Source organism: Thermodesulfobacteriota bacterium (assembly GCA_034189135.1).
GTDB lineage: Bacteria > Desulfobacterota > Desulfobacteria > Desulfobacterales > JAUWMJ01 > JAUWMJ01.
Map to the genome: position 1 here is coordinate 1 of JAXHVO010000011.1, position 7,014 is coordinate 7,014.

Annotated in this window: 7 protein-coding genes; 3 read left to right on the plus strand and 4 right to left on the minus strand. The window is 40.6% G+C overall.

Annotated features, from left to right (window positions below):
- The first annotated feature begins 643 nt into the window (after positions 1-643).
- Complete coding sequence (locus tag SWH54_01355; protein MDY6789889.1) at positions 644-1,420, plus strand: TatD family hydrolase; 777 nt, start codon at positions 644-646, stop codon at positions 1,418-1,420.
- 373 nt (positions 1,421-1,793) lie between these two features.
- On the opposite strand, the gene SWH54_01360 is transcribed toward SWH54_01355, so the two are convergent.
- From SWH54_01360 to SWH54_01370, 3 genes are all read right to left on the minus strand, one after another.
- Positions 1,794-2,984 carry a hypothetical protein gene (locus tag SWH54_01360; protein MDY6789890.1) on the minus strand — a complete coding sequence of 397 codons (1,191 nt, stop codon included), beginning with the start codon at positions 2,982-2,984 and terminating at the stop codon, positions 1,794-1,796.
- Between the two features lie 36 nt (positions 2,985-3,020).
- Positions 3,021-3,875 carry a MoxR family ATPase gene (locus SWH54_01365; GenBank protein ID MDY6789891.1) on the minus strand — a complete coding sequence of 285 codons (855 nt, stop codon included), beginning with the start codon at positions 3,873-3,875 and terminating at the stop codon, positions 3,021-3,023.
- Positions 3,876-4,261: 386 nt separating this feature from the next.
- Complete coding sequence (locus SWH54_01370) at positions 4,262-5,353, minus strand: hypothetical protein (GenBank protein MDY6789892.1); 1,092 nt, start codon at positions 5,351-5,353, stop codon at positions 4,262-4,264.
- Between the two features lie 230 nt (positions 5,354-5,583).
- Between SWH54_01370 and SWH54_01375 the strand changes: the two genes are divergently transcribed.
- Together SWH54_01375 and SWH54_01380 are read left to right on the plus strand one after the other, a co-directional pair.
- Positions 5,584-5,808, plus strand: a complete 225-nt coding sequence (locus tag SWH54_01375; GenBank protein MDY6789893.1) for a hypothetical protein — start codon at positions 5,584-5,586, stop codon at positions 5,806-5,808.
- A 164-nt stretch (positions 5,809-5,972) separates the two neighbouring features.
- Positions 5,973-6,743 (plus strand): hypothetical protein, encoded by a 771-nt coding sequence (locus SWH54_01380; GenBank protein MDY6789894.1) that lies wholly within the window; start codon positions 5,973-5,975, stop codon positions 6,741-6,743.
- Between the two features lie 51 nt (positions 6,744-6,794).
- Here the strand turns inward: SWH54_01380 and SWH54_01385 are convergent.
- Positions 6,795-7,014: hypothetical protein (locus SWH54_01385; protein ID MDY6789895.1), on the minus strand; the 220-nt coding region annotated here is incomplete at its 5' end.

Genomic DNA, 7,014 nt, shown 5'->3' on the forward strand with positions numbered 1-7,014 from the left:
ATAATGGCCAGGGCCACGTACAATGAAATAGTAAAAAACATAGGCGCATTTCCTAGCTTGAGTTCTAAAATACCAATTAGAAAAAACTATAAATTCTTATATATAAGCAAGCTGTATGCCAGCGAGTGTCTATAAAAGATTATTTAATATAAGTAAAACAAAAAAAATCAACCTCATTAAAACATTTTAAAAATTGTACGCATTTATTGTTCAGACCCGGTCAACGGTTTAGCAGCTAAGTGAATATTAATGATATAATATTTTATGGTTATGTAATAATTAGCCCGCAACAAATCGAAATATTAAGCAACAGGTCATATTAATATTTTTATGATAGTCAACACTTAAACCATATCACCCTTGCCAATATCTGTGTTATATATGGTCCAATTTGAAATTGAATGGGTTCAACTATTGCAATAAATATATTTCAATGCAACAATAAAAATGCATGCAATCAATGTCCATTTGGAGGCCCTTATGGAAAGATAAAAACGCCTTTTTAATGAGAGATGATTATAGTACGGATAAAATTTTTTTTGATCAAGATGATATGGCATTTTTTTAGTTGCAAACCACAATAATTAGATTTATGGATGCGATCGTTATTTTGAGCACTTCTTTTGACCACACTGGATGAATCATGCAATTATTCGACAGCCATTGCCATCTGGATGACAAAACATATGATAAGGATTTCAATGATGTTCTGAGCCGTGCAGGTAACGCCGGTGTTTCAGCAATGATGATCGTGGGTGTAGATAAGAAGAGTTCGCAAAAAGCGGTGAGCCTGGCCGAATCGTATCCCGGTCTTTACGCGTCCGTCGGTTTTCATCCCCACGATGCAAAGGAATGTTCCATAGAGGCCCTCGAATTTCTTATAAAGCTTGCCGAAAGCCCAAAGGTGAAAGCATGGGGTGAAATCGGGCTAGATTTTAACCGGATGTATTCGCCCAAACAAGATCAGGAAAATTGGTTGATCCGCCAACTTGAGATTTCAGGTCAGCTCAATCTTCCCGTAATTTTCCATGAAAGGGACAGTGATGGAAGGCTTGTTGGGATTCTAAGAAACCATTTTAAGCCAGACAGGCAGGGGGTTATTCACTGTTTCAGCGGTAACGAAAATGAATTGAGTCAGTACCTTGCCCTTGGCCTTTATATCGGCATCACCGGTATTATGACCATCAAAGGTCGCGGTGCCAAATTGCGACACCTTGCCCCCCTTATTCCTGCAGATCGTATTCTCATTGAAACAGATGCACCCTATCTGACACCTGCACCCGAAAAAAATAAAACCCGCCGAAATGAACCGGCCTTTGTCAAATCCGTACTTTTAAAACTGGCTGAGGTCAGAGGGGAAAAACCCGACGAACTGGCGGAAGTTGTATATGAGAATACCTGCAGGTTGTATAGCATTTAGGCTGGTAAGCAATAAAGTTTGGAAGCTGGGAGGTTCAAGAGCCGTAAAGCTAGAAAATGACGTTTCTTAAATAACCACATCATATTTAAGGTCATTATTCAAAGCATTTTTTAATATAAATGGTCAATATTCAAATATATTAACAATTTTCATGTTTATTATTCAAGCATATAATTTTGTTTTTACATGGTTCATTTCGAAGGATGAAAATTGAATCCGAATTGGCAATAGAGGCAGTTTCAAAATGTTCAATTCTGTTCAAGATCAAGGAAGGCGAAAATTTTAACCAAATGAATACATTGCGTATTTCGAGGATTATAATTTGAGCCTGACGCAGATATTGGGCAGAAGGAGACGTTTTGAAATTGGCTCTCTACTTTGCCATAAGGTGTGCCACCGCTTTTTCCAGGCCGTCGATGGAAAGCTCGAACATGGGAAAAACCTGGCGTATCATGGATATGGTCTGAGTGTAGCCCCACATGGATGATGATATGGGATTCATCCATACCGCATGGGGAAAAGCATCGGCAATAAACTTCAGGCATTCGATACTGGGGGTCCTGCTCCTGTCTTCCAGATGTATCGAACCGTCGGTGGCCATCAGTTCGTAGGGGGCCATGCTGGCATCTCCCACCAGCACCAGGCGGGTTTCAGGATCGAACCGGGCGAAATTTTCAATTCTTTGCGGTTTTCGGTAACGTCTGGGGTCTTCCCAGACAGTGGAGTATATGGTGTTGTGAAAAAAGTATGTTTTTACATCTTTGAACTGTGCCCGTGCATAATCAAAAAGGGTCTGAACCACCGGTATATAAGGATCCATTGACCATCCGCCATTATCAATCGCCAGTATGACCTTAAGACGATCTTTTAAATCTCTGTCAAAAACGATTTCTATCTCCCCGCCGTTTTTCATGGTCTGGTAAATGGTATCGTCAATATTGATTTGATCTTTTGGGCCGGACGGCACCATGTTTCTGAGTCTTTTTAGGGCTTCACCTACCATGGATTGGGTAAGGGGGCCTTCAAGAGAGTAATCCTTGTATCTCCTGTCCATGGCAACTTTTACCGCCGACTTGTTTCTGGAGATTCCCCCAACCCGCATACCGCCGGGATGATATCCCGAATGTCCCACAGGAGAAGTTCCACCGGTTCCAATCCATTTATGCCCTCCATGGTGGGCTTCGGTCTGCTCTTTAAGCCGCTCCTTAAAATATTCGATCAACTCTTCAGGGGAAAGCTTGCTGAGTTCGGATTCATCCATACCCAAAGCTTCTGCCAGCACCTTAGGATTTTTCAGCCATTCGTCCAGCATGGCCCTTGCCATTTCATCAAGTGCAACTCCATCAAAATCAGGCAACTCGGCACCGTGAAAATGATGGGCAAAAACCTGATCGAACAGATCAAAATATCGTTCACTTTTAACGAGAATCGCCCTGGCAGAGGTATAGAAATCTTCCAGGCTGCTGATCAGGCCAGCGCTAAGTGCTTTATGAAAGGTTAAAAAGGAGGTTGGGCTGACAGGAATTCCCGCTTCCTTTAATATGTAAAAGAAATCGATAAACATTTTAGTTTTGGGTTCCGGGTTTTTCGATCGTTCGGCTTAAAAAAGTCTTCGGCGTTCTACGGAATTAACCGCTTTATTATAGTCCTGGCTTTTTTTGAATAGAACTCCCAAAAACGGCACCTCGCCTTTTATCAGTTTTTTGGGCTTAAAATCGGGGTCGGCGGAAAGCGCCCTGATCCAGTTAATGAGTTCGCGGGTGGCAGGCCGTTTCTCTATGGTATCCAGCTCCCGAAGTTTGTAAAAAGCGTCAACGGCATTTTCCATAAGCTCGTCATTAAGGTTCGGAAAATGAACCCGAATAATTTTGCGCATCATCTTGGGGTCCGGAAAGGCAATATGATGAAAGTTACACCTGCCAAGAAACGGGTCCGACAAGTCTTTTTTTGCATTTGAGGTAATAATAAATACCGGTCGATGTGAGGCTTTAACCGTTTTATCAATTTCAATAATATCAAATTCCATCTGATCCAGCACATCGAGCATGTCGTCCTGGAAATCGGTGTCTGCCTTGTCGATTTCATCGATCAGAAGGACCGACCTGGCAGACGAGGTGAACGCCTGACCGATTTTCCCCATTTTAATATAATCTTCTATATTGCTGACATCCCGGCTTGAATCACCAAAACGGCTGTCATTCAGTCGGGTCAGGGTGTCATACTGATAAAGCGCCTCAACCAGTTTCATGCTCGATTTTACATTCAACACAATAAGGGGCATATCCAGATTCTCGGCAATGGCGTGGGCAAGCATGGTTTTGCCTGTGCCGGGCTCGCCTTTGAGCAAAAGCGGCATTTCAAGTGCCATGGATATGTTTACGATTTGAGCCAGCTCATCATCCAGAACATAGCGGGTTGCTCCTGAGAAATTTTTTCTTGAATCTTTGTTAACCATCTAAAACCTCATTTATAGTTGTGTGTTGTTGGTTACGCATTTCGGATTGTTTATGGGTAGCAATAAATGTTTTATTTTCACCGCAGAGTCGCAAAGTACGCAAAGAATCACTTTTTTATTGCTTTCCGCTGAGCCCCGCTAAATGAAGCGGGATAAAAGGGCGGAAAGCAATAAAGTATTCATCCCTACGGGAAAAATAATTTGATATAAAAACATATAGTTTTAACAATATGAATGCCGATTGATTTTCATTTGCCGTCCTCTCAACGGCAAATGAAAAAACTTTATGCTCTGCGTTCTCTGCTTCTTTAGCGAAGCGGGCGGTGAAAAAAAAGCTATATAAAATACGTCATAGAATTAATGAATTAGATCACTAAGGCTTATCTCTAACTGTGTGCCATATCAATTTGATACATTATTTTTAAGCGGTCAGAAACTTCTGCGGTTAATTTAAGCACCTTTTTTGCTAAATCAAGACTCAAAGAACCTGTTCCGCAACTTGGCGTGATCAGGGACTGGTTCAATATTTTTTTCCAGTCCACCCCCAGGGCCTCAATGGCCCTGGCTTTTTCTTCCCACTGGGTAACCAGAGAATCGGTGGTTTCTTTTTCAATATCCTCCGGATTGCCGGTGGGAACAATTCCCCATGCCAGGATTTTACCGGCTTCGACAAATTTTTTAATCAAATTGGCGTATAAAATAAACTTGTCAAAAAAAGAGTAAGCATCAAAGCTTATAATGTCCGCAGGAGATTCAAGCAAAACAGACCAGTCCGTGTTTGCACAAACATGTACCCCTGCAAGTCCGCCTTCGGCATGCACGGCTTCCATGACCTCACCAAAGCAATTTGAAACATCATCACCGGAGATACTGGTAAACTCCGATGAGCCGAACCCGGCAAGTGCAGGTTCATCAAAAAAAATAATGACCGGACGCTTAAATTTTGAAAGCTGCCTTACCTGCCACCTTGCCTTGAGCGCCAGCAGTTTTATCGCCACATCTCTTAACTGCTCGTTGTAGAAAATCGCCTTCTTATTTTCATCGCTCAGGCCTGTGGTAAACGTAAACGGGCCGGTTATCTGACCCTTGACTGCAACAGGCGGTGTGGAAAGCGAATTTAAACAGTCCGTGAATACATGAAATCCTTTTGCCGTATCGTCGGTTAGAATAAATCTCGAGTCGCTGATATCTTTCTCCCCTTCAACCACAGCCATATATTCTTCATAAAACTCAACAAGTTGATTATCAAAATTTGTTCCGGTGGTATCAATGTGCACTTTGTCCTTTTTAATTTTAAAACCCGGCAACCCCGGCGCAAACTGTTCAATCATCCCTTCTTCCCTGTAAGCAGGAAGTTGAACCCACAAAGGAATTCCAGGGGTATGGTCCATCACAAGTCCTATGGCCTCTTGGTGATCTTTTATGGGAAGACTTCCTATCAGTAACGGAAGGCAATTGGCCTGAAAATTTTCCGGCATTGTTGACACTCCTTTTTTTAAGGTCAATCTTAAACCCAATATGTAAAATTAGGGATACAATATCACGGGTTTCATTGGTTTACAAGAAATATGGCTAATTTACACAGGGTATAAGTATTCAGAAGGTCCAGTTTCAAAGATTACAATATTTCCAAATGCGTTTACCTTGCTTTTTTATGAGATTCGATGTTAAATATAATCATCGATATTATTTATTGCGATGGTATGGTTTGGCTGATTTATTTGTTTTTCGCCCTCCTGGAAAGCATCTGAAAGAACATGATAAATGGAAGCAAGATTTTTTGCAGCAAATAACTAAAAAATATGAAAGCAAAATATTAGAATTTAAAACTCAAAGAAAAACACAAAACTATAGACTTGTGGGCGCTCCTTTTTACAATAATGAAGACGAAAATAGATTCAAACAAAGTCTTTACGATGCAGTGGCAAAATAAAATAGCCCGACATCAATACAGTCCACGCTGACTCGCAACCCTGCGCCGAATTTAATATGGTAGCTCCAAGGCCGTTGCTTCTGGGAAATTAATTGCCAGGGCCACGTCGGATAAGTGACCGTTGTTGATGCCAGAAGAATTTAAATGATTATTCTGAAAAAGTAATGTCAACAGACCATAAAAATCCGTTGGGAATGATACCTGATCCTTATGCGGGAAACGAATTCGTTTTCCCAGAAACTCTATGTACTGAGCAGAGAAGATCATGGTTTAGAAGAACGAATGAGATCTTTGGCTTCCTAATGACGACCGAACTCGCACTTAAGGAATGTAAAACGAAGTATGAGCATATAGCAGTTCAAAAAAAACTCAAACCAGATACTCCTTTTAAGTTGGAATCTTCTGATGGCAGGTCCGTTGTCACACCACTCTCTACTTTTCTCAAACAATGTAATAATGGGGTCGATATTCTTTGCAGACAAATATTTGTGATGTATTACGGCTCGTTAGAAACGTATTTGTTCGAACTTATCGAGCTCTCTTATCCTGAAATCGGAATTACCGAGAATATTCTGCAATCGTCTTTGGGAATAATGATGGGGTCTAACTGGGATGGTAAGTTTTGCAAACTACGTGATGTTTTTGGGATAAATTACAAAGCTAACGATATAAAAAACCATTTCAGTTCCTTTGAAATGGACTTTGAAGGAAAAAAGTTTAAAAATCCCCTTCTCTTTTTGGACGAACTGGCCCAAGTCCGTCATAAGATCGTACACGCATCAAGCATTCTTGAAAAAGGGCAGGTCATTTACATAAATGCTCAGGTGTTTCTTGCTCATTATGCATTTTGCACTTTGTTAACAGACTATATCGATATATTGTTCTCTAAGAAATTCAATTATAAAAGAATCAAGATAAATCCAGCAGAAGCATAAAAATGTTGATCCAAGGGATCGACGGAACTACACGACCTCTAAGCAACGATGCTATACATAGATTGAAATATATTGGAATTTGTTGAAGCTATGGATAGGATTATTCCAGATATTGGTTGGTACAGAAAGATAAGCCAAAAATTGAATGTGCCAACTAGTACAAAGTTTCATTAAAACATTTACATAAAATATAATATGTGATATAGCTTCTTCAAAAACTATGGAGGAAGCTATGCCAAGAAAAAGCCAAAGACCCAAATTACAATTAGAC

What these genes read in the sequence shown, in the direction of transcription:
- SWH54_01355 (MDY6789889.1), top strand. Translation starts at nt 644, where the DNA reads ATGCAATTATTCGACAGCCATTGCCATCTGGATGACAAAACATATGAT.
- SWH54_01370 (MDY6789892.1), bottom strand. Translation starts at nt 5,353, where the DNA reads ATGCCGGAAAATTTTCAGGCCAATTGCCTTCCGTTACTGATAGGAAGT.
- SWH54_01360 (MDY6789890.1), bottom strand. Translation starts at nt 2,984, where the DNA reads ATGTTTATCGATTTCTTTTACATATTAAAGGAAGCGGGAATTCCTGTC.
- SWH54_01380 (MDY6789894.1), top strand. Translation starts at nt 5,973, where the DNA reads ATGTCAACAGACCATAAAAATCCGTTGGGAATGATACCTGATCCTTAT.
- SWH54_01365 (MDY6789891.1), bottom strand. Translation starts at nt 3,875, where the DNA reads ATGGTTAACAAAGATTCAAGAAAAAATTTCTCAGGAGCAACCCGCTAT.